Origin of the sequence: Enterococcus timonensis, from assembly GCF_900104595.1 — a bacterium.
Taxonomy (GTDB): domain Bacteria; phylum Bacillota; class Bacilli; order Lactobacillales; family Enterococcaceae; genus Enterococcus_J; species Enterococcus_J timonensis.
Genome location: NZ_FNVY01000004.1, coordinates 238,332 through 260,035, shown reverse-complemented (window position 1 = coordinate 260,035; position 21,704 = coordinate 238,332). Strand labels below are relative to the sequence as shown.

The following is a 21,704-nucleotide window of genomic DNA, read 5'->3' as shown; positions in this document are numbered from 1 at the left end:
AAAAAACAAAATTTTGTCACGCCCTTTTTATCAAAATTAGGCTGTGCCTTGGAATTTACCGTTTTTTTTGCTAAAATAAATGCAAGAGAAACCAGAAAGCAGGCTCACAAAAAAGATGAAAAACTTTCCAACCAAGCAAGCGGAAAAATATTATTACAATCACCAAGCGAGTGAAGAGGAATTTTTAACCTGGTATAAATCTCAGGATTTCCCGAAATATGAATCGCCTTTTTTAACGGTGGATGATGTTTTATTGTGCTACAACAAAAAAGAAGATGCTTTAAAAGTATTGCTAATTCAACGTGATACCCACCCTTTCCAAGGATCATGGGCTTTACCGGGTGGATTTGTCAATCCTAATGAATCCACTGAAATGAGTTGTCTAAGAGAAACAAAAGAAGAAACTGGTGTAGAAATTTCCTTAGATCAAATTCAGCAGCTCCACACTTTTTCTGAACCGAATCGCGATCCTCGTGGTTGGGTAGTGACCGTCAGTTATCTAGCTTTTATTGGTGAGGAACCGCTGACTGCCGGTGACGATGCCAAAACGGCAAAATGGTTTGAAATCAAACGCGTCAATCATCAATTGGTTTTAAGTCACGAAGATGTGAAAATTATCTTGGATCTAAATACTGGCGCATCTGTTGGGCCTGACCGTTTAGCCTTTGACCACCATTTGATTATTTGGACGGCCTTTTTGCACGTCTTAAATCGCATGGAACACGATCCAAAAATTCTCCAAGTCCTCGGCAATTCGTTTACGATTACCGAAGCGCGGAAAGTATTTGCCAAATTTTTAGGCTTTTCCTTTAAAGATATTGATCATTCTAATTTTAAAAAAGGAATGCTCCGCTACTTTGTGGAAATCGGCGAACGACCTGTTGGCATTGGCCGTCCTTCTAAAGTTTACCGCCTAAATGAAGACGTCTTAATGAAAAATAAAATCGAAAGTTAAAAAAAGCAAAAGATCCGCCGACAAAAAAATTTGTCGGTGGATTTTTTTAAATTTTTTTGCAGTCAATTAATCTGGGGCGATTCCTTTAAGCATCAATTCCGTCCATTCCTTTGTGTAAGGCATAATTTTTTCATAAATTTTCGGATTGGAAATACCTTCCACCAGCGCTTCAAAGTAAAGCAGCAAAAATTCATCCGAATACTTTAAAGCAACTTTTCCTTCCTTGCGCCCGCGATGAAATAAATCTAGCATAATGGTAAAACTTTCTTGACTATATGCTTCCATCAAAGTGGACAACTCATCATTTTCCTTGCGCGTGACATGCGCCATCAAATCTAGATAAAACTGTTTGTTCACTTTTTCCAAAAACTGAATTTTATTTTGGCTCATGGCAATCATCGTCTCTTCAAAAGGTAGATTTTTTTCCATAATCTGCCGGGCAGTTTCCCCCATCCGATTTAAAAAATGTTTAAAAACTTCGCCAATTAATTTTTCTTTGCTGCCAAAATATTTGAAAATTGTCGCCTTACTTACCTTTGAGTAGGTAACAATTTCTTCGATAGTCAAATTTTCAAGACCGGCCTCTGAATTCATCAGCTCAAAAGTCGCATTAATGACTTGGTGTTTCTTTTCTGCGGTCCGCTTTTCAAAACCGTTCATCTTAAATTCCAACTTTCTAACTAAACTTTTATTTTAAGAATAAAATATATCTTTCCGTCAACAACTTTTCTCTTCTTATTATATAGAGCAAGTTAGAAACTATCAAGCGGAAAATAGTTTAATTTTGTTGCTTATCTCATTGACTAACTAGTAAAAAGAGAATATTATATGCCTTAGAAATGAGTTTTAGTTTAAAACAAAGAGAATTAAGCTTAAAAATAAACTTTATCCTTCAATTTGTTTTATTTTGAACCTCTTTTTGTTAGAAATCAAAAAGCACGCTTTAAATTTTTTTACTAAAAAGGAGCTAAGTAGTATGGCAGAAATTGTAAAAGTCCAAGGGTTACAAAAAAAATTCGGCAAGTTTCAAGCACTTTATGATGTTTCATTTACTGTGGGTGCCGGTGAAGTTGTTGGTTTTATCGGTCCAAATGGCGCCGGAAAATCCACCACCATTCGGACGTTACTAGGAATCATCCAGCGTGATGCCGGCCTAGTGGAAATCTTTGGCAAAGATGCTTGGAAAGATAGTTTAGCTATTCATTCCAGAATTTCTTATGTTCCTGGCGATGTCGCACTTTGGCCTAATTTAACTGGTGGCGAAATTATTGACTTATTTATCAAATTGCACGGCGGTGGCGACCAGAAAAAAAGAGAGCAGCTGATTGAACGTTTTGAACTAGATCCAAAGAAAAAGGCCAAAAGTTATTCAAAAGGAAATCGTCAAAAAGTTGGCTTAATCGCCGCTCTTTGTGTGGATTCTGATTTATATATTTTTGATGAACCAACTTCTGGACTCGATCCATTGATGGAAGCAGTTTTCCAAGATGAAGTTGAAAAAATAAAAAATGCCGGCAAAGCAATTCTTCTTTCTTCCCACATTTTAAGCGAAGTGGAACGTTTGGCAGATAAAGTAGTAATTATTCGTCAAGGGAAAGTTGTGGAAACTGGCACATTGAACGAATTGCGCCATCTCACCCGTTCCACAATTACGCTTGAAACAAGTGGTGACCTTTCAACTCTAGCTTCAATTGTTGGCGTCCACGATTTTGTTCAAACCGATCAGCAAGCGACGTTTTCCGCCGATAATCAGTATATCAATGATATTTTACTGGCAGCTACAAAATTAGGCGTCAAAAAATTTGAAGCAGTGCCACCAACGCTTGAAGATTTATTTATGCGTCATTATGAAGGATAGGGTTGGAACGGGGGAAAATAAATGAATGAAAAATTTACGCGTTGGGGCGTTCTTTTAGTCCAATATTTAAAACGCGATTGGAAAAAAATTATTTTTTGGGTCTTAGGAATTGGCTTATTTTCAGCAGGACTTGTCCCTGCTTTTGAAGAAATTTCTAAAGGGCAAGGCGCTCTTGGTATGTTTGAAACTATGCAAAATCCTGCCATGATTTCCATTGTTGGACCGACACCAATTACTAATGGTGCTAATTATACACTGGGCGCCATGTATGCCCATGAAATGTTACTTTTTTGTGGATTATTTGCCATGATTGTTTCAGCATTGCACGTGGTTAGTCACACACGGAAAGAAGAAGATCTCGGCTTAACCGAATTGGTTCGCTCTTTTCGAGTTGGGCGACAAGCCAACGCGCTAGCGGTCTTAGTCGAAACCTTGTTCATTAATTTTTTGACAGCCATCTTAATTAGCAGTGTCGTGGTTAGTTTCAACGTGGCATCCATCACAACAGAAGGCGCCTTTCTTTTTGGCACTTCCATTGGATTGGCCGGAATGATTGGCGCAAGTATCGCCTTAGTAATGGCCCAAATTATGCCCAATGCTACCGGAGCTACCGGTTCTTCTTTAGGAATTATCGGGCTGCTTTATATTATGCGGGCTGGAAGTGATATCTCCAATTTAAAATTGTCGGCCTTTAATCCTCTAAGTTGGATTTATTTGACTTATCCTTTCGCTAAAAATAATTGGCTGCCTGTTTTATGGGCTTTCATTTTTGTATTGGCGCTAATGATTGTTGCTTTTATTCTTGAGGGTCATCGTGATATGAGTGCCGGCTACTTGCCTGAGCGCCAAGGTCGCCCTAGAGCAAAAAAATCTTTGCTTTCCGTTCCAGGATTATTTTTTAAACTGAATCGCGGCGTCATTATTAGTTGGCTGATCGCTTTTATTATTTTAGGTGCGGCATATGGTTCTATTTATGGTGATATGCAAACTTTTCTTGAAAGTAACGATTTGATGAAACAAATGTTTGCCGCTTCAAACGCTTCGATTGAAGCCTCCTTTAAAGGAACAATTATGATAGTAATGTCAGGTTTGGCAACGATTTTGCCCGTGGCGATTGTCAATAAACTTTTCGCTGAAGAAACTCGTCTTCATTTAAGCCAACTTTATGTGACCAAAATTACCCGTGGACAATTGTACTGGACAACTATTATTTTAGCGATTGGCGCAGGAACAATTGGTCTATTCTTCAGCGCCGGAAGTCTTGGCGCAACCGCGTTGAGTGTTATGAAAAAAGGCGCTTCGATGGATATGGGCGACTTTCTAGCTGCCGGTTTTAATTTTTTCCCTGCCGTTTTATTTTGTACCGCACTAGCCGCGCTAGTGCTAGGCTGGTTGCCAAAATTAGGCAAATTAATTTACGCCTATCTCGCCTATTCATTTATGCTAAATTATTTCGGTGGCATTTTGGATTTGCCAAACTGGTTTATGAAAACAGCGATTCAAAGCTGGATTCCTCAAATGCCCGTAGAAAAATTTTCTACTCCGACTTTTTTGGCGATGACAGTCATTAGTTTGATCCTGATTTTCTTAGGTTATCTCGGCTATAAAAAACGCGATTTAGTTGAAGGAGCTTAAGTTCAAAAAGTAGGTAGTGCCAGTCTTCATTCAGACTGACACTATTTTTTTATAAAAAAAAACATTTGACTCGCCAAAATAAATGGACAATCAAATGCTTAGGAAAATTATGGTTAAATTTTGAGTTGTGGTGGACTTGATAAGCGGTGGCTCAGGCACAGGGGCTAGGAAAAAAGATAATTCTTTCGGCGAATGTGCCATTCGCTTTCATAATTCCTATTTTTCTACGTCCCTGTTCGTGCCTTCGACAACCTTTTTTTACTCGCTTTTTTTACTACCTTTTTTAAAATATTTCCATTTTATTTAGTGGCCAGAAGCGCCAGACGAAAACGCCGTCGATGTCGCTTTTTTTAATAGCCCCAATGTTTCGGCTATCGTTTGAATTTCCTCGATTATCCCCTAAAACATAATAAGCATCATCAGGAACTTCGACAGTGAAGGTGCCTGTTAAGCTGTTGCCATTGTCATCGACTACCAACTCTTGATCCAAGTAATCTTCTTTAAACTCAACACCATCAATGGTTAAGACGCCATTATTGTAGACTAAAGTTTCTCCCGGCATACCAATCACTCGTTTAATATAAATTTTTTCATTAGCATCGTGGCTTTCTAAGGTTACAATATCAAATCGTTCGGGAGTTTTGTGTTTTAAAACAATTCCTCGCTGACCAGTTGCTAATGTTGGAGCCATTGAGCGCCCTTCGACTGCCGCTGGGAAAAAGACAAATAAACGCAAGCCAATAAATAACGCCGCTACACCTATTAAAAAGAGCCAATCACTTTTTTTCATTTCAATCCCCTTTAATCTTCAATATGTTAAGTATAACAAAAATGATTCTTTTCTCCTAAACGCGCCGTCTTCTTAAAAAATTTTTAGGAAAGAACTTCTTGTTTTTTCATTTGTTTAGAGCGTAATTGTCCACAAGCTGCATCAATATCGGTCCCGTGTTCTTTACGAATCACACAATTGACTCCGCGTTTTTTTAATTGATCATAAAACGACAAGACATCTTTTTTGCTGGAACGAGAATATTGATCGTGTTCGGAAACAGGATTATAAGGAATTAAATTTACATAAGTTAGTTTGCGTTTATCTTGTAATAAATCCGCCAACTGATGGGCATGTTCCAAATGATCGTTGACATCATGAAGCATAATATATTCAAAAGTAATCCGTCGATTCGTTTCTGCCAAATAATAATCCACCGCATCCATTAATTTTTCAATCGGGAACGTCCGATTGATACGCATCATGGAAGAACGGACTTCATTATTAGGCGCGTGCAAAGAGATTGCCAAATTGACTTGCAAATCCAGTTGGGCAAACTCACGAATTTTATGAGCTAATCCAGAAGTAGACACCGTAATATGACGCGCACCAATGGCTAGACCTTTGGCGTCGTTAATTACATGCAGAAATTGCACCAAATTTTTATAATTATCAAATGGTTCGCCAATACCCATTACCACTACATGAGTGACGCGTTCCCCATCTTCTTGTTGGGCAAAATAATTTTCTACCATCATAATTTGGGCCGTAATTTCACCGGCCGTTAAATCTCTTTGTTTTTTCAGTAAACCAGACGCACAAAATGTACAGCCAATATTACAACCGACTTGCGTTGTCACGCAGACAGATTGACCGTATTCTTGACGCATCAAAACTGTTTCAATTAAAAGTTTATCGGGTAATTCGAATAAATATTTTACAGTGCCATCGCTTGCTTCTTGCGTTAATACTAAGTGCAGTGGATTAATAACAAAATTTTCGTTCAGCAAATCAATCAAGGCTTTTGGCAAATTGCGCATTTCTGAAAAATCAGTGACCTTTTTTTGATACAACCAATCCCAAATCTGGGCGGCGCGGAATTTTTTCTCGCCATTTTCAGTCAACCAAGCACTTAAATCGCTCAATAATAAATTATAAATTGTCGGTTTCATATTTCTCCTCATATTTCGTTTCATTAAAGTCACTCTAGTCTAGCTTTTTTAGCGAGATAATTCAAGAAAGATTTTCATCAGAGAAAGTTTTTATTACATTTTTATATGCGCTGGCGCCTTTGTGCAATCAGACAATTGAATATTAACAAGCCTAGCCCCCACAAAACAATGACTAAAAGTCCTCCTTTTTCTCTAAAAAGATTACCCGATCCTCCTGTGGGCAATAAAAATTCAGGAACATTAAAATAACTTGTCGGTAAAAATTTCCTCGCTTGGCCACCTCCACTTAAGAAAACAAGGCTTCCTAAAATAAGCAAATTCACTAAAATATTTTTGGTAAAAAGTTGAATGAACCCGGATAAACTAGTCAAGAAAAAAATAATGGCCAGGAAATATAAAATCATGTAAATCAAAAAGGTACTACTTTTCATAATAAGGACATTTTGGCCATCGATCGAATACGGCAACGGATAAGAAGAGTCCCCAAAACCTTCTGTTATGGCAGGCAGGAAAAAACTCAAATAAAAACTGATGCTCACCCCTAAACTAAAAAAAATCAAAAAAATAATTTGTTTTTGGGCTATAATCCAGCCTTTTGCTATGGGCCAACTATTTATAAAATCAATGCTGGGATGTCTTTTATCTTCAATAATATAAAAACTCACCGCCAAAACAAAAAGGAATAACAACCAAATTAGCGGCGTATCATTTCTTAGCGTGGCAGTAAGGCGATTGATAGCCGGAATTTTCGTATCTGGCATCCGCACTTCTGTAATATTTTTTTCGACTAATTCTGTCAGTTCCCTGACCAATAATTTTTGCTGCAAAATGGTTTGATTTTCATCGTAACGACCATTTTCTAATTCTTGCAAGTAAAATTGTTCAAAGTCCAAGCGGGCCTTAGTGATTTCTAGTCGATTGGTTTCTCCATCTGAAACATACAAGTCGATCAATGGATTTAATAAGGCCACTTCTTTTTTCAAATCTTCGATGCTCGGTTGTTGCGGCGAATTGGCAGGAAGCTCTTTTTCCCAAGCAGCTAGTTGTGCCTTGGCGTCATCTCGAATAATAAAATAACTGTGACGTTCCGCTGGTGGCTGACTTTCAGTAATCGTTCCTGTTTTTTGCCAATAGGGCCACATGAGCATACAGAAAAATATTGCCGCAAAAATTAGCCAAGCCGGTCTTTTGAAAAATTGCCGTACTTCAAGTGCTAATAGTCGTTTTACCAAAGCTGAACCTCCGATTCCAAGCTAAATAATGACCGATATTTTTCTGCTAAATCCAAATCTTTTGCTGGAAAAATTTCAATTTGACCCTCTTTTAAAAAAATAACCCGATCAGACATTTCAGAAACATTTCCTAACTGATGCGAACTCATCAGCATAGTTTTCCCTTGACTTTTTAGGCGAGAAAAAATGTCAGTAAATAAATCAATGCTCGTTGGATCCAGCCCATTCAACGGTTCATCAAAAAGTAGCAAGTCAGCATCGCTCATTAAATACATTCCTAATAAAACATGTTGCTTCATGCCTAGAGACATCTTGCCGACTTTCTTTTTGGCGTACTCTTGCATCCGTAACACTTGCAAAACCTTTTTCACTTCCACTTTTGATGACCATAAATCTTTGACATATTGAAAATGTTCTTTAGCAGTCAAATGATCAAATAACCGCGTGGAATCTTCTAAAAAAAATAAATGTTGCAAAAAATCATTGCGATTTTTCCGGCGATCAAAGTCTAATAAACGCACCTGACCTTTTTTCGTTGTCAATAGTCCGGTCAAACTTCGCAACAAGGTACTTTTCCCCGTTCCGTTAGGTGCGACTAACCCAACAATTTCACCAGCAGTAAGGTCAAAACTCACCCCCGCTAAAATTTCTTTTTTTCCATAAGAAAAATGCAAATCAGTTACTTCTAACATATTTTTCCTCCTTTTTTCCCTTAAATAAAAACCCCGAGACTACGCAAAGTCGCGGGGCGATTCACCTTTCAAAGTAGCTCAAATTCGTTGCCTTTTTCTAACGACAACAACTGAAATGAGTCCTAATAAAACAACGACACTAACTAAGAACAACGCGCCTTGTTCTTTTGGCAAAAAACTTAACGATCTTTCAGCAGCTTTTAAAGCTTCGGGTGTTTTAGTACCGCGGAAAAAATAATAAGCTTGCGTCTCTTGCGAAAAAATATTGTAAAAATAAAGATACGTACTCGGTAAAAACTTTTCATATTTCCCCAAAAAAGGAGCTTGACTGGCCAGTAAAAACAAACTTAAAAAGCCAAAATGAGCGATGATACTTTTAGAAAATAACTGGAGTAAAAAACTTCCTACTACTAGAATAAAAATCAGCAAAAAAGAATAAAGTAAAAACCAGGAAATCACTGCGCCACTAGTCGTTACTGTCAGCTGAGGTGCTGAAAGTGGAACAGGATAATTCCAATAACCAACACCATTCTTAACAGTAGCAATCAAAAAAACAACGAGGAAGCTTCCTAGAAACAGCCCATAAATTATAGTCTCTGTCGTTACGATTTTTTTGAGCAGGAGCCCAACTTTTTTCTTTGGACTTAAATTGTCAAAATCAATTGTTTTACTCCGTTTACTAAAAGTGGCGATAAAAGAAATTCCCAGTGCTAGGAGCAATAAAACATTTAAAAACTTTTTACTAAAGGTTTCAATTTCCGAAGTAATCTTTTGTAATCCTGGTAATGTACTATTTTCCATCAAAGTGTACTCCGGCAAATCATGGGCCACTAAATATTTTAAAAAGGGCGCCCAGTAGTCTAAATAATCTCCCTCTCGATTGAGGTAGCTGAGTTTTGCTTTTGGTAACTCTACGCGGTCGTTCTTTTCATAAGCTTCCATTACATTATTTAGTAATTGTTGCTGAGTTTCTAATGTAGTGATTTCTTCTGGGGAAACGGCAGAATCTTCCTTAATTGCTGCTAATTGCAACGCGTCTTCTTGTTGGTAAAACTCAAAATCTTGATAGTTCATAAAATCCAGCTCTGCCAAACTCCGTTGATCTTTTTGCCAAAAATTTGCCCCCACTAGATACACAGTCATTAAAACAAACAACGCTAGTAAAATAATTCTCGGAAAATTAGCCTTAAAAAAAATCAATCCCTTTTTACTCATTCACTCACCACCAAGTTTAATTTTGAAAAATATTTTCATCACAAAAATGATCGATCTTCTTAATTACCTCAAAAACAGATTTTTCATCTCCTACCTCTGCTGCGAGAATTAACGGTCGTTCTTTGGAATTCTTCGGTTTTTCCGTTAAAAGTTGTCCATCAGTCGCATTAGAAATAATGATATAACAATCAAATTTTTCTTTCAGTTCTTCTTCAATCTCATTATTCATCATAAATTTTGCAGGATACGCTTTAGGTGCGGGCATATATGAAAATCTGGTGGTCGTCTTTTCTTTTAATTTGATTTTACCATCCCTTTTATTTCGGAGATTCGCATCCATAAATAAATCATAAAAGTCACTCTTAAAAAGTGGCATAGTGAGCGTCGGAATTAAGTCGCCTCCCAACCGTGGATGAGATTCTACATAGATCAACCCTTTTTTTCCTAAGATTACTTCAGTATGACTAAAAATATCCGTATATGATAGCGTATCAAAAATTAGATAGAGCTCTTTTATTTGGTAATCATCGAAGGTGGTAATATTTGAAATATGTCCCTTTTCAACAACCGTTCCTTCATATTTCAACTTTGTTGTAATCCCATATATAAGATGTTTCCCATTTAAATGCAGTGCTTCGACACTAAATTCATTACCTTCAACAAACTCTTCAATGAAATAATTTGCATATTCAATTTGAAGCAGTATATTTTCTAGTTCGCGATTATTGTTACATTTAAAAACATTTATACTTCCCTTGCCCATCTTCGGCTTTAAAATTATTGGAAAGACGCGCTCACCCGCCAAGAAGTCTTGAATTTCAAAATATTTCACTTTATTGGTGACCACACTATTCATCAATCGTCTAGTATTCAGCTTATTCTTTGCCTCAGCGTATTGCTTTTTTATATTTGTTGGAGTCGATGTTTGCTCACAATACTGGTACCAAAAAATTCGTGTATCTTCATTAAATGACAGGACAAAATCTATTTTTTTATCTGAAAAATAGGTGATTACCTCATCCAATGATTTTTGATCAAGAGATGGGAAGGTAACCGATGCGTATCCATCTTCTTCGTTGATAGAAAAGTTTTTTCCTTTCTTAACCTTATAGACATAACCCTTTTTCTTTAACGCATCGATTAAAACATCCGTATTGACATCAATAATATAATTTTTCATCGCAACCTCTTCGCTAATTTATTTTTTTAAGGTTAATCATTTCGCTTTAAAAAATTCCTTATTTTCAAAAATTTATCGCTTTCTTACTGTTTATTATAATTATTTAATTATTGCTGTCAATTGTTTTTAAGAATAATCTGAATTTATTTTCTTTTTTCATAATAATATTCAAATTACAAAGAATTTTTTATGGAATTTGACTAAAAAAATCCGATATAACCATATATTAGGATGTCGCAAACCATTTCTGGATAATTAAATATTTTCTTATTTAATTAATTTTCAAACACAAAATTTTACAGACGATTGCTTGAGAACAAAAAAAAGGAACTCTAAAAATTAGAAAAAAACTAACTTTTAGAGCGCCTTTTATTTTATAACTATAAATTACTTCAATATATCAAAATCACTGACTGAAAGAGAAATTTTATTCCACCGTTACACTTTTCGCTAAATTACGGGGTTTGTCCACGTCAAGTCCCCGTTGCAACGTTGCATAATAGGCAATTAGTTGGGCTGGAACAATGGAAAGAATTGGCGTTAACAAAGGATGAACATTTGGCAAAACAAAAGTGTCATCATCATTGGCTAAAGATTCGCTTACTAACGAGAAGAGACGTGCGCCGCGACTTTTCACTTCTTCCATGTTCCCTCTCGTGTGACTTGCGGTTACTGGATCGGTAATCACGGCAAAAACGGGCGTCCCTTCTTCAATTAAAGCAATCGTTCCGTGTTTTAATTCTCCGGCAGCAAATCCTTCTGCTTGCACATAGGAAATCTCTTTTAATTTTAGCGCTGCTTCTAGCGACACTTCATAATCTAAATAGCGCCCGATGTAAAAAGCATTCCGCTGTTCTGTTAAATAATCGGCCACTAAAAGATTCAAAGTCTCTTGTTCAGTAATCACCGTGTCCATAGCCGTCGCTACTAGCGAAAGTTCGTGAGCCAAATCAAATTTTTCATTTTGACGGGCAAATTGTTGCGCCAAACAAGCAAGTACCGTTACTTGAGCGGTGTAAGCTTTAGTTGAAGCGACAGCAATTTCTGGACCAGCTAACAAGGGCAAAGCAAAATCACTTTCCCGCGCTAATGTTGATCCTAAAACATTCGTTAAAGTAATCGTTGGATAGCCTAATTCTTTTACGCGCACTAAAACTTGTCGACTGTCAGCAGTTTCGCCACTTTGCGAAAGAAAAATAAAGACGGGACGCGCAGAAAGGAGCGGCATCCGATATCCTGCTTCACTAGCTAATAAAGCCGTAGCTGGAATATGGGCCATTTCTTCAAAATATTTTGCCCCAACGCGGGAAGCATGCCAACTAGTTCCACAAGCTACGAAGTATAGATGATCCGCTTCATGAATCACTTCTTTTAAAGCCGGCGCCACATAATTTTCTTCGATCAAGTATTGTTGGATAATTTTGCGAACGACACTAGGTTGCTCGGCAATTTCTTTAATCATGTAATAAGGATACGCGCCTTTGTCTAAATCATTAGCGTCCAACTGAGTTACAAATGGTTGACGGGCGACTGGTTGGCCAGCAAGGTCAAAAATTTCTACACTATCTTTTTGTAAAATGACCATTTCGCCATCTTTAATTTCCAAAAAGTTTTTCGTTTGATCGAGGACCGCTAAAGCATCAGAGGCGATTAAACTAAAATCGCCGCCAAGACCGACTAGCAGTGGTGATTTATTTTTGGCCGCATAAAGTGTATCTGGTGTTTGCGTATCGATCAGGCCAAAAGCGTATGATCCTTCAATTTTATTAAGAGTTTGCAAAAAAGCTGCTGGTACTGTAAATCCTTGGTTAACAAAATATTCCACTAGATGAACCGCAACTTCGGAATCGGTTTGACCGTAAAAAATATCATCAGCTAACAAAGTTTCTTTCAGCTGGCGATAATTTTCAATGACGCCATTATGGACCAAAACAAAACGACCAGATTGTGAAGTGTGGGGATGGGTATTTTCTAAAGTTGCTTTGCCATGAGTCGCCCAACGCGTGTGGCCAATTCCCAATGTACCGGCTGCATCAGCAGGAACTTCTTCTTGTAATTTTTTTAAAGGACCGACCGCTTTATAAAGTTGATTGTCTTCGGCCAAAAAAATCCCCGCCGAATCATATCCCCGATATTCCAAACGACATAACCCGTTAATTAAAATATTTTTTGTATCGACATTTCCTACTACTCCAACAATTCCACACATATGACACCTCTAACTAGACCATTCGATTTAAAAATAATTGGTCTACTTCTTTTTTTTGTAAGAACGCTTATTATATTAACTTTAAAGAATAAATTTGTCAATATATTTTTTTGGTCTAGATAAGTCCATTGGTTGAAATTTTGATTTTTTGCTGGGGGATTTTATTAAACTTTGTGGATTGAAAGATTTTTTCATAACAAAAAAAACCCGGCATAAGCCGAGCTTTTAAAAGATTTGGCGATTTAATTCTAAGCGCCAATTTTTTAGTTTTGTTTGATAAATCAAAAATGCATCGGGGTCCAGACGATCAAGATATTCTCCATCGGCTTTGGCAATCTGATCTTCGACGATATACATCGGCATTTTAAATTCATGGTCGCCGGCTTCTGCTTGGCAGGAACGAAAAGCCACGCCTTCCAATAAAAATGGTCGCAACTCTTTAAGCACTTCTTCGGGTAAGACGCTGACTTGTTGTGGTCGTTTGAAAAAACTTTTCTTTTCGTTGAGTTTTTCTAAGACACAAGTCGTAATTTTTTGACCTAAAATCCCGTAAAATTCTTCAATATAGCGATAATAGACGCGATTAAATTCCGGATTTAACTCAAAATAGGCAAAGTTATTTTGCAATTTATAAAAAAATGGTGCCCGCAAATGCATTTTCATATGACCAAAATAGAGCAATTCGGCAATTTCTTGAGGTGTCAGTTGTTTTAACATCGCCAAATCTGAAAAATCCACCCATTTCACTGGATTTTTTTCTCGGCGAATTCTCAGACCCGCTAAGTAAGCGGCCACTTCTTGCGGTCCTTCAATCATTTTTAGCGCTGTATGGGGTTCAAACTGGCCAGCTTCCGTCGTTTCATCCAGAAGCAAAAGATTTTTGGGACGATGAAAAAGTCCTTGATAAAAATCTTCGTGGGAAATCCCTTTAGTGACAACTGCGTTATTTGTTGTATCTAAATGGACATATAAATCATGCGTCACGTAATCCCCCCCTTAGTTACCTTTATTCTACCGTAAATAAGTGGAAAAATCCTTATAATTTACTTTAAGATTCCATTACGAAAAAATAACGAAAAGACGGCAAATCATTACAGCGTGCTTTAATTTTCATAACCGTCGTATAAACGCATGGCAAAAAATTCTACATCTTTGGCTAAACGGAACAGTCGGGCGGCCATTTCAATTGGTTGTTCTTTCAATCCGGTTTGCAACCATTTTTTCAAAACACCAGAACAGCCGTCCGCAAAAAAGCCGGCGTAAAAATTTTTATCTTCAGCTAACAAAATTTTATCTTGATCTAAAAGACTAAATAAATCTAAAAACCGTGCTTCAATTAGTTCCGAAAAATCATGAAATAAGGCTTCTTGGGAAGATGACAAGGTGTTTTGATAAAAGGCAGATTTTTGATAAATGGCTTTTAAAAGCAGCAATGTCTGCTCTTCCCAATTATCTAAAGAAATTTCCTGATCCAAATAATGAAGACAGTCGTGATAATAAACTTCTTTGAGTAACATTTCCTTATCTTTGTAATGATAATAAAATGTTTGGCGATTAATGCCTGCTTCTTCGGTAATTTCTTTCACCGAAATTTTGGCAAACGGCTCTTTTAAGCATAGGCGCACTAGTGCTTGCCGTAATAAATTTTCAGTTCCACTTTTATTCATTTTCCACCTCCATCATTTTTATTTTATTAAATAATAGCAAAAAAGAAGTAGCACCACAACTTTTTGCTACTTCTTTTCACTCAAGATCACTTTTTAATTTTTTTCGGCCACAAACAAAATCCCTAAATGATCATAGGCTTTTTGCGTTGCCACACGGCCCATCTTCGTTCGTTTTAAAAATCCTTTTTGAATTAAATACGGTTCATACATGGATTCCACTGTATCGGTTTCTTCTGAAATATTCACTGCTAATGTACTAAGTCCCACCGGCCCGCCGTGATATAAGTCGATAATGGCGTGGAGTAATTTTTGATCCACCACATCAAGTCCGGCTTCGTCGACCCCTAACATTTCCAAAGCTTCATGGGCACATGCTTCATCAACGACCCCATTACTTTTCACTTCGGCATAATCCCGGACTCTTTTTAACAAACGGTTGGCAATTCTTGGTGTCCCTCGCGAACGCCGCGCCAGTTCCACCGCACCACTTTCCACCAGTTCTGTATTAAAAATCGAAGCCGAACGCATTAAAATTTTTTCCAAATCTTTTTCTTCATAATATTCCAAATGGCTGACAATTCCAAAACGATCTCGCAATGGTTTAGACAACATCCCCGCCCGAGTTGTGGCCCCTACTAAAGTAAATGGCGGCAGTGGAAAACGAACGGCATGTGCTGTTGGTCCTTGTCCTACCATAATATCCACATAAAAGTCTTCCATCGCCGAATATAAAACTTCTTCGACAATCCGCGGCAACCGATGAATTTCATCAATAAATAAAACATCGCCGGCCGAAAGTTCATTTAACAACGCCACTAAGTCGCCAGGTTTTTCAATTGCTGGGCCAGTGGTGGATTTTACATCCACTTCCATCTCATTAGCAATGACGCGCGCGAGCGTTGTTTTCCCTAAACCGGGCGGACCATAGAGCAATACATGGTCTAGTGATTCTTCCCGTTGACGAGCGGCAGTAATATAGATTTGTAATTGGTCTTTGACTTTTGTTTGACCAATATATTGGCTTAAAGTTTGCGGACGTAAGGAAAGTTCCAACAAATTATCTTCTGCTTGCAGTGCATCATCTACTAATCGTTCCGACAAACTAATCACCTACTTTTTCATTAAAAATTTTAACCCAGCGGAAATATATTGTTCCGTGGCCAAATCTTGTCCTTGGAAATTCTTTTCCACTTGCGCAATTTCGCTATCTTTATAACCTAATGCTTTTAAAGCCGACATTGCTTCTTTTAGTGGTTTTTTTTCAGGTAAAACAGCAACGGCATCATTTATTTCCACCGCCAATTTTCCTTTTAAATCTAAAATCATTTGTTGGGCTGTTTTTTTACCGACGCCAGGAAATTTCATTAAATATTTTACATCTTCGCGCTCCACTGCATCTTTTAATCCTTGATGATCCCGCCCAGCTAAAATCGCCAAAGCTGATTTAGGACCAATCCCAGAAACCGACAGCAAGCGTAAAAATAATTCCTTTTCTGCCAGGTCAAAAAATCCAAAAAGTAATTGGGCATCTTCTCGAACGACTTGGTGGACATAAATTTTGGCCCGATCTCCTTCTTGATAAATAAAAGGATTAGCCACTTGAATTAAAAAGCCCACTTGATTCACTTCTAAAACCAGATAGGCGGGACTGACAAAAGTCACCACCCCATTTAAATACTCGTACATCTCATTCCCTCACTTTTTGGCAACATATGTTCCTATTCTATCACAAAATATCTTCTGGAGCATCTTCTTGCAAGAGAGTTTCCATCGACACATAAGGGACTGGCGTGGCTTTTTTCAATAAAGAAAATAATTGATAAAGAGTAATGACACCATTGGCATTTTTTCGAAAAGCGACATAGCGATTTTCTGCTTTGGTGGCAAACTGTTCTTTCATTTGACTTTGTTGCGACCACTGGGCATTTTTTAAGCCGTAATGATAAATCACATGGACTAATCGTTCGGTTAAATAGGAAAATCGTGAGTCGCCGACATTTTTCAACGGCAAAAAGCCAAGGTTAACTGGTTGCTGATGATCGCTTTGTTCGGCTAAATAATTTTCTAATAAAACTTGATAGGCGTTGGCATCTGTCGCCCAACTTTCCAAAATTACTTTTTCACCGTTGACACTAGCTTCAGTAATTAGGCCGACAATTTTTTCTTTGGCAAATAATAATTCAAAAGGCGTCGTTAGCTGAATCGTCACTTCTTGAGCGAGTTGCTCTTGCCAAGCTTGTTTTTCAGCTGGCAAAATATTTTCAAAGCGAATTTGCCGAAATGCGGTATCTTTTTTCTGGGCAGTAAATTCCGTCACATGACCCAGCTCGCCAATTTTGACATAATCAAAACCTAGATCGTGTAAACAAGAAACAAATTCTGGTGTCACACAATAAAACGCCAGTTGAAAACCTAAATCATCCGCCCGTTTCATAAACCGAATCACTGCTTGACTCCACAATTTTTCTGGACCAAATGGATTGCCGAAAACAAATAATTTATTGACCCGCCGCTCAAAACTAAAATAAACTTTCGCTTCGTTATTTACAACATACGAATAACCGCGACGTTTTTCTTGACGAATTTCCGCAAGGTCTAGCGTTGTGCCATAACGCAAAATAAAATCGTCTGCAATATCCGTTGATTTTTCCCACGGATCTTCTCCTTGCATTAAATAAGTCATCAACGTCACTAGAACAATAATCGCCAAGCCTAAACCAAGTAAACCTCTAAACCAGACAGTAGCAGAAGGAAATAAAATAAACCAACCGGAAAAAAAGTCGCCAGTGAAATCTTTTTGGGCGTACAGTCCGGCAATTGAATATAAAATCAAAAGCACTGTTAACAAAAGAGCATCAAAACTAAAGGCCCCAAAAGAATAGACTAATTTTTCTCGGAAAAACTCTTTACGAGATACATAAACGGCCACCAAAATTAAAAAATAAACAATAATCAACCGCAAATCGCGGGTTTTTATAATCGTATTTAAAATACCAAAACCTAAGACAAGTAAAGTTGGCAAATAGGCTTTGCGGACTTTAGCCGCCACTCCGCGAGCCAAACCTAAAAGCAAAATCCCTACTAAAATATTTAACGTTTGATCTAAAAAATCAAAAGAAAAGGGCAGTAAAAAATTAAAAAATGCAGAAACGTTCGATAAATTCGTGACCGTCGATAATAAAATCATCATAATCCCGGCAAAATAAACCGCCGCCGTCAAAATAAAATGGGCCGCTTTTTGCCCGAGAATTTGCGGCAAGCCATCGAAGAAATGATTAATTTTTACCCCCGTATGATGAATAAATAAGCCGCCCCCTAGTATAAAGGGCACAATATAATAGGCCAAGCGATAATAAAGTAACCAAAGTAGCGCTACTTCTCGGCTAATACCCATTTGTCCTAGGCCTAAAATCATTAAGACATCAAACGTCCCCGCGCCCCCTGGCACCATGGTAAGCATGCCGATTAAGCTCGTGGCAAAAAACATCGGCAAAAGTTCGGCTAAGGAAAATTGAAGATTTAATAATAAGCCAATCACCATAAAACTAAACGCCGCACCAGCCCATTGGAGAACCGACGCACCAACTAAGGCCCGGACGCCCCGCGGGAAAAATTCAGCAAATAAGGATTTCTTTTTCAGATGCGCAAAAATAAGTAAGGCCGGCGCATATAAGCCGCCTCCTAATAGCCAAAACCAATATTGGCGAAAATAATCATCGACTGGAAAAATAAATAGCGCCCCAAAAGAAAATAAACTTAACACAGAAAGACCGGTGAGCATGAAAAAAGCCATTTTAGAAACAGTGGCTAATACTTTTCCTTTAGGCAAATTCTTTTGATAAAAATTCCCCCGCAAAGTCGCCCCAATAATCCCCCCAAAACCCACGAGATTATTTAAAGAATTAATCATAAAAGCTAAAGGCAGCCATTCCCTTTTTTTAAACGGCGTCTGCCCTTGTTTTTCTAAAGAATGTTGAACTACCGCATCGTAACTAATTAATAGAGTACTGGCAAAAAGTCCGGTGGCAAACATTAAAATAATTTTATATATAGGCAAACTAGCCATCGTTTCTTCGATTTCAGCAAAACTCATCCCTTGCATAATCTCGGCGAATTGATTGGCCACAAAAATTAAAACCGATCCAAAAAAGATGATTTTCAGTAGTAAACTATGGCGTTTGATCCACTGCCAAATGTTTTTTAATTTATCCATTTTTCATCCTCATTTCAACAGTATTGTACCATGGAATAGCCGTTGTCAAAAGTGTTGGCCGCTAGTTTGTGGTACACTAAAAAAAACAAGGAGGTTAACAAAATGAATATTGGCTTTATTGGTACCGGTAATATGAGTAAACAAATAATTACCGGTCTGCTGAACAAAAATTTTCCTCATGAAAATATTTTCTGTTCGGCCAAACATTTTGACACGCTAAAAATTTTCACCGAACAACATCATTTAGTGGCGCTGGAAAATAATATTGAGGTGGTCAAAGCAGCGGATTTAATTTTTATTGCCGTCCATCCAGAAACAGCTAGTGAGGTTTTAGCAGAAATCGCCCCTTTTGTAAATCCGGAAGAGCAAACAATTATTTCTTTAATGACTGGTCTGACCTTAGAGCAATTGGCCGGCTGGATTGGACCGGTGAAACTTGTCCGCATTATGCCTAATCTAAATGTCGCCGTTAATCTTGGATCGATTGCTTACTGCTTTAACGCCGAACTTGATTCCGAAGATCAAAAAGAAGTTTTAGAACTTTTACAACTTTTAGGCTCGACTTATCCCCTAGCGGAAAAAGATTTCTCAACTTTTGTCGCCCTCGCCGGATCTTCGCCAGCTTTTGTTTATATGTTTATCGATGCTCTAGCCCGCTCGGCAGTAAAATATGGCCTGCCAAAAGATCTCGCCACTACTATTGCCGCTGAAGTTGTCGCCGGTTCTGGCGTCTTAGCTAAAAATTCCGGAAAAATTCCTTGGCAACTGGTGGATGAAGTCTCTTCTCCAGGTGGCTCCACTGTCGCTGGTGTTTTTTCTTTAGAAGAACACGGCTTTATCAATGCCATTCAGCAAGCTTTTCAAGCCACTGTTGAAAAAGATAGCGGCCCATCAACTAAATATCCCAAAAATTAATTTTTTCTGCTTTTATCATATTCAAAACAAAATCATCATAGGAAAATTAACTATTTTTTCATTTTCCATAAAAACTTTTTATATTTTTTGACAAAACGTAGTCGTTTTACGCTATACTTAATATAGGAAAGAAATTCAAGGAGGCGCTATGAGAAAAAGTTTAAAAGAAGTTATTTTTGCCATTATTCCCATGACGATCTTGATTTTAATTTTACTAGCGGCATTTGCGCCGCTACCTGCTATTGAACTGGCGACATTTGTTGTTGGTGCCCTAATGATGATTGGCGGCATGACATTATTTTTATTTGGTGCCGAGCATTCCATGATGGCGGTGGGCGATCTCGTTGGTAAATTTATGGTGAAAAAGAAAAATCTAGCATTAATGGCTGGACTGGGCTTTGTGATCGGAATTGTGATTACCATTGCCGAGCCATCCGTTCAAGTGTTAGCTCAACAAGTATTTACAATTTCAGACGGTGGCATCCCAAGAACCTTACTCATTGGGGTGGTCAGTGTCGGCACCGGTGTTTTTCTTAGTTTTGCTTTGCTGCGAGTTATTTTCAAATGGTCTTACTATCGCTTAATGCTAATTGGTTACGCAGTGACTTTAATTGCTTCATTTTTTACTAGTCCTCAGTTTATGCCGATTGCCTTTGATGCTGGCGGCGTAACGACTGGACCTGTGACTGTGCCTTTTATTTTATCAGTCGCTGTCGGTGTCACCAGTATGGTTCGCCAGAAAAAAAATGAAAATGATAGTTTCGGCATGGTGGGCGTGGCCTCCCTTGGTCCGATTTTAGCGGTAATGGTATTGGGGGCGATTTTCCAATGACCTTTTGGACTGATATTTTTGCCGGATTTGTAACGGTTGTTAGAGAAGTTGCTCTATCCATTGCGCCGATCGTTGTTATTTTTTTAATTCTAAATATTACAAGCTTTAAATTAAAACGCCAAAAATTTTGGCACTTGATGAAAGGATTTTTCTTAACTTTTATCGGACTAGTTTTATTTTTACACGGTGTAAATATCGCCTATGTACCCGTGGGACAACATTTAGGTCATACTTTAGCTGCGATGGAAAATAATTGGATTTTAGTACCACTGGGCTTTTTTATGGGCTTTTTAGTAGGATTTGCCGAACCAGCCATTCACGTTATGACCAAACAAGTAGAAGAAATTTCGGCTGGGCGAATTAAATCGCGCGTCATGCTAATGGTCGTTGCCTTAGGTGTTGGTAGTGCCGTGGGGTTATCCATGTGGCGTTTGCTTGTTGGATTTTCTATTTATTGGTTTTTAATTCCTGGTTATACTCTAGTCTTTCTTTTAGGACGCAAAGTCGACAAAATGTTTCTGGCCATGGCTTTTGATAATGGCGGCGTGGCAACAGGTCCCATGTGTTCGACTTTTATTTTATCTATGTGTGTGGCGATTGCCTCAGAAATTTCCGGGCGCGATCCTTTGATTGATGGTTTTGGCGTGGTGGCCTTAATCGCTCTAGCTCCAATTCTTACCACCATGCTTTTAGGCTATATTTATAAACGAAAAGATTTAGCGCGGGAAAAAAATTTACTTGAGACCGCTCAAAAGGAGACCGTATGAAAAAATTAGTTGGCTTAGATTATGAAATGATTATCACGATTGTTGATTCGGGAAATGGGAGTGACGTGGTTGATTTTGCAAAAAAAGCTGGCGCAAAAGGTTCCACAATTTTGCATGGCCGCGGTTCTGGTGTCCACGATACTGGCAAATTTTTCGGCATTGAAATTGAACCGGAAAAAGAAATTGTTATCACCCTCGTGCCTCACGCTCTGACCAATCATATTTTAAAAGCGGTTGGTGAAGGCATTGCGATTGATAAGCCTGGTCACGGCATTTGTTTTGTCGTTGATATTAGTAAAATTATCGGCATCACTCAAATGAGCCAAGATAGTAAAGTGGTGGAAATTGATGATCTTTTAGAATTAGAAGACTAAAAATAACAAAAAAAACGAT

Annotated in this window: 20 protein-coding genes; 7 read left to right on the top strand and 13 right to left on the bottom strand. The window is 37.9% G+C overall.

Going from position 1 to position 21,704, the window contains the following annotated elements; all coding sequences use genetic code 11:
* Nucleotides 1-115: 115 nt before the first annotated feature.
* Entirely contained in the window at nt 116-955 is an 840-nt protein-coding gene (locus tag BQ5341_RS05760) for an NUDIX domain-containing protein (protein ID WP_071131087.1), read from the top strand.
* Between the two features lie 66 nt (nt 956-1,021).
* Here the strand turns inward: BQ5341_RS05760 and BQ5341_RS05755 are convergent, their stop codons facing one another.
* The gene (locus BQ5341_RS05755; RefSeq protein WP_071131086.1) at nt 1,022-1,615 is read right to left on the bottom strand and encodes a TetR/AcrR family transcriptional regulator; all 594 of its coding nucleotides are present in this window, start codon (nt 1,613-1,615) and stop codon (nt 1,022-1,024) included.
* A gap of 316 nt (nt 1,616-1,931) precedes the next feature.
* Between BQ5341_RS05755 and BQ5341_RS05750 the strand changes: the two genes are divergently transcribed.
* Together BQ5341_RS05750 and BQ5341_RS05745 are read left to right on the top strand one after the other, a co-directional pair.
* Nucleotides 1,932-2,813 carry an ABC transporter ATP-binding protein gene (locus BQ5341_RS05750; protein WP_071131085.1) on the top strand — a complete coding sequence of 294 codons (882 nt, stop codon included), beginning with the start codon at nt 1,932-1,934 and terminating at the stop codon, nt 2,811-2,813.
* A 21-nt stretch (nt 2,814-2,834) separates the two neighbouring features.
* Nucleotides 2,835-4,448 (top strand): ABC transporter permease, encoded by a 1,614-nt coding sequence (locus tag BQ5341_RS05745; RefSeq protein WP_071131084.1) that lies wholly within the window; start codon nt 2,835-2,837, stop codon nt 4,446-4,448.
* Nucleotides 4,449-4,731: 283 nt separating this feature from the next.
* Here BQ5341_RS05745 and lepB read toward each other — a convergent pair whose 3' ends face one another.
* The 12 genes from lepB to BQ5341_RS05685 form a co-directional block, all read right to left on the bottom strand.
* Nucleotides 4,732-5,238 (bottom strand): signal peptidase I, encoded by a 507-nt coding sequence (lepB, locus tag BQ5341_RS05740; protein ID WP_071131083.1) that lies wholly within the window; start codon nt 5,236-5,238, stop codon nt 4,732-4,734.
* Between the two features lie 83 nt (nt 5,239-5,321).
* Nucleotides 5,322-6,389, bottom strand: a complete 1,068-nt coding sequence (rlmN, locus tag BQ5341_RS05735; protein WP_235836375.1) for a dual-specificity RNA methyltransferase RlmN — start codon at nt 6,387-6,389, stop codon at nt 5,322-5,324.
* 101 nt (nt 6,390-6,490) lie between these two features.
* Nucleotides 6,491-7,621, bottom strand: a complete 1,131-nt coding sequence (locus BQ5341_RS05730; RefSeq protein ID WP_071131081.1) for a hypothetical protein — start codon at nt 7,619-7,621, stop codon at nt 6,491-6,493.
* Entirely contained in the window at nt 7,615-8,313 is a 699-nt protein-coding gene (locus tag BQ5341_RS05725) for an ABC transporter ATP-binding protein (protein WP_071131080.1), read from the bottom strand. Before BQ5341_RS05725 ends, BQ5341_RS05730 begins: the two co-directional genes overlap by 7 nt.
* Before the next feature lie 78 nt (nt 8,314-8,391).
* Nucleotides 8,392-9,528 (bottom strand): hypothetical protein, encoded by a 1,137-nt coding sequence (locus BQ5341_RS05720; protein WP_071131079.1) that lies wholly within the window; start codon nt 9,526-9,528, stop codon nt 8,392-8,394.
* 16 nt (nt 9,529-9,544) lie between these two features.
* Entirely contained in the window at nt 9,545-10,708 is a 1,164-nt protein-coding gene (locus tag BQ5341_RS05715; protein WP_071131078.1) for an ATP-grasp domain-containing protein, read from the bottom strand.
* A gap of 427 nt (nt 10,709-11,135) precedes the next feature.
* The gene (glmS, locus tag BQ5341_RS05710) at nt 11,136-12,917 is read right to left on the bottom strand and encodes a glutamine--fructose-6-phosphate transaminase (isomerizing) (RefSeq protein WP_071131077.1); all 1,782 of its coding nucleotides are present in this window, start codon (nt 12,915-12,917) and stop codon (nt 11,136-11,138) included.
* Between the two features lie 225 nt (nt 12,918-13,142).
* A complete protein-coding gene (locus BQ5341_RS05705) occupies nt 13,143-13,901 on the bottom strand; it encodes a hypothetical protein (RefSeq protein ID WP_071131076.1) in 759 nt (252 codons plus the stop codon).
* Nucleotides 13,902-14,020: 119 nt separating this feature from the next.
* Nucleotides 14,021-14,584, bottom strand: a complete 564-nt coding sequence (locus BQ5341_RS05700; RefSeq protein ID WP_071131075.1) for a TetR/AcrR family transcriptional regulator — start codon at nt 14,582-14,584, stop codon at nt 14,021-14,023.
* Between the two features lie 93 nt (nt 14,585-14,677).
* The gene (ruvB, locus tag BQ5341_RS05695) at nt 14,678-15,685 is read right to left on the bottom strand and encodes a Holliday junction branch migration DNA helicase RuvB (protein WP_071131074.1); all 1,008 of its coding nucleotides are present in this window, start codon (nt 15,683-15,685) and stop codon (nt 14,678-14,680) included.
* Nucleotides 15,686-15,694: 9 nt separating this feature from the next.
* A complete protein-coding gene (gene ruvA / locus BQ5341_RS05690; RefSeq protein ID WP_071131073.1) occupies nt 15,695-16,270 on the bottom strand; it encodes a Holliday junction branch migration protein RuvA in 576 nt (191 codons plus the stop codon).
* Nucleotides 16,271-16,310: 40 nt separating this feature from the next.
* A complete protein-coding gene (locus BQ5341_RS05685; protein WP_071131072.1) occupies nt 16,311-18,797 on the bottom strand; it encodes a phosphatidylglycerol lysyltransferase domain-containing protein in 2,487 nt (828 codons plus the stop codon).
* 102 nt (nt 18,798-18,899) lie between these two features.
* Between BQ5341_RS05685 and proC the strand changes: the two genes are divergently transcribed.
* The 4 genes from proC (at nt 18,900) to BQ5341_RS05665 (ending at nt 21,685) form a co-directional block, all read left to right on the top strand.
* Complete coding sequence (gene proC / locus BQ5341_RS05680) at nt 18,900-19,712, top strand: pyrroline-5-carboxylate reductase (protein ID WP_071131071.1); 813 nt, start codon at nt 18,900-18,902, stop codon at nt 19,710-19,712.
* A 148-nt stretch (nt 19,713-19,860) separates the two neighbouring features.
* The gene (locus tag BQ5341_RS05675) at nt 19,861-20,544 is read left to right on the top strand and encodes a DUF1538 domain-containing protein (protein WP_071131070.1); all 684 of its coding nucleotides are present in this window, start codon (nt 19,861-19,863) and stop codon (nt 20,542-20,544) included.
* The gene (locus BQ5341_RS05670; RefSeq protein ID WP_071131069.1) at nt 20,541-21,311 is read left to right on the top strand and encodes a DUF1538 domain-containing protein; all 771 of its coding nucleotides are present in this window, start codon (nt 20,541-20,543) and stop codon (nt 21,309-21,311) included. Before BQ5341_RS05675 ends, BQ5341_RS05670 begins: the two co-directional genes overlap by 4 nt.
* Nucleotides 21,308-21,685: a P-II family nitrogen regulator gene (locus BQ5341_RS05665; RefSeq protein WP_071131068.1), complete on the top strand. Its 378-nt coding sequence runs from the start codon at nt 21,308-21,310 to the stop codon at nt 21,683-21,685. The genes BQ5341_RS05670 and BQ5341_RS05665 overlap by 4 nt, the downstream gene beginning before the upstream one ends.
* Nucleotides 21,686-21,704: the final 19 nt, after the last annotated feature.

Coding starts and splice junctions, on each gene's coding strand:
- BQ5341_RS05760 (WP_071131087.1), top strand. CDS start 116: ATGAAAAACTTTCCAACCAAGCAAGCGGAAAAATATTATTACAATCAC.
- BQ5341_RS05755 (WP_071131086.1), bottom strand. CDS start 1,615: ATGAACGGTTTTGAAAAGCGGACCGCAGAAAAGAAACACCAAGTCATT.
- BQ5341_RS05750 (WP_071131085.1), top strand. CDS start 1,932: ATGGCAGAAATTGTAAAAGTCCAAGGGTTACAAAAAAAATTCGGCAAG.
- BQ5341_RS05745 (WP_071131084.1), top strand. CDS start 2,835: ATGAATGAAAAATTTACGCGTTGGGGCGTTCTTTTAGTCCAATATTTA.
- lepB (WP_071131083.1), bottom strand. CDS start 5,238: ATGAAAAAAAGTGATTGGCTCTTTTTAATAGGTGTAGCGGCGTTATTT.
- rlmN (WP_235836375.1), bottom strand. CDS start 6,389: ATGAAACCGACAATTTATAATTTATTATTGAGCGATTTAAGTGCTTGG.
- BQ5341_RS05725 (WP_071131080.1), bottom strand. CDS start 8,313: ATGTTAGAAGTAACTGATTTGCATTTTTCTTATGGAAAAAAAGAAATT.
- BQ5341_RS05720 (WP_071131079.1), bottom strand. CDS start 9,528: ATGAGTAAAAAGGGATTGATTTTTTTTAAGGCTAATTTTCCGAGAATT.
- BQ5341_RS05715 (WP_071131078.1), bottom strand. CDS start 10,708: ATGAAAAATTATATTATTGATGTCAATACGGATGTTTTAATCGATGCG.
- glmS (WP_071131077.1), bottom strand. CDS start 12,917: ATGTGTGGAATTGTTGGAGTAGTAGGAAATGTCGATACAAAAAATATT.
- BQ5341_RS05700 (WP_071131075.1), bottom strand. CDS start 14,584: ATGAATAAAAGTGGAACTGAAAATTTATTACGGCAAGCACTAGTGCGC.
- ruvA (WP_071131073.1), bottom strand. CDS start 16,270: ATGTACGAGTATTTAAATGGGGTGGTGACTTTTGTCAGTCCCGCCTAT.
- BQ5341_RS05685 (WP_071131072.1), bottom strand. CDS start 18,797: ATGGATAAATTAAAAAACATTTGGCAGTGGATCAAACGCCATAGTTTA.
- proC (WP_071131071.1), top strand. CDS start 18,900: ATGAATATTGGCTTTATTGGTACCGGTAATATGAGTAAACAAATAATT.
- BQ5341_RS05675 (WP_071131070.1), top strand. CDS start 19,861: ATGAGAAAAAGTTTAAAAGAAGTTATTTTTGCCATTATTCCCATGACG.
- BQ5341_RS05670 (WP_071131069.1), top strand. CDS start 20,541: ATGACCTTTTGGACTGATATTTTTGCCGGATTTGTAACGGTTGTTAGA.
- BQ5341_RS05665 (WP_071131068.1), top strand. CDS start 21,308: ATGAAAAAATTAGTTGGCTTAGATTATGAAATGATTATCACGATTGTT.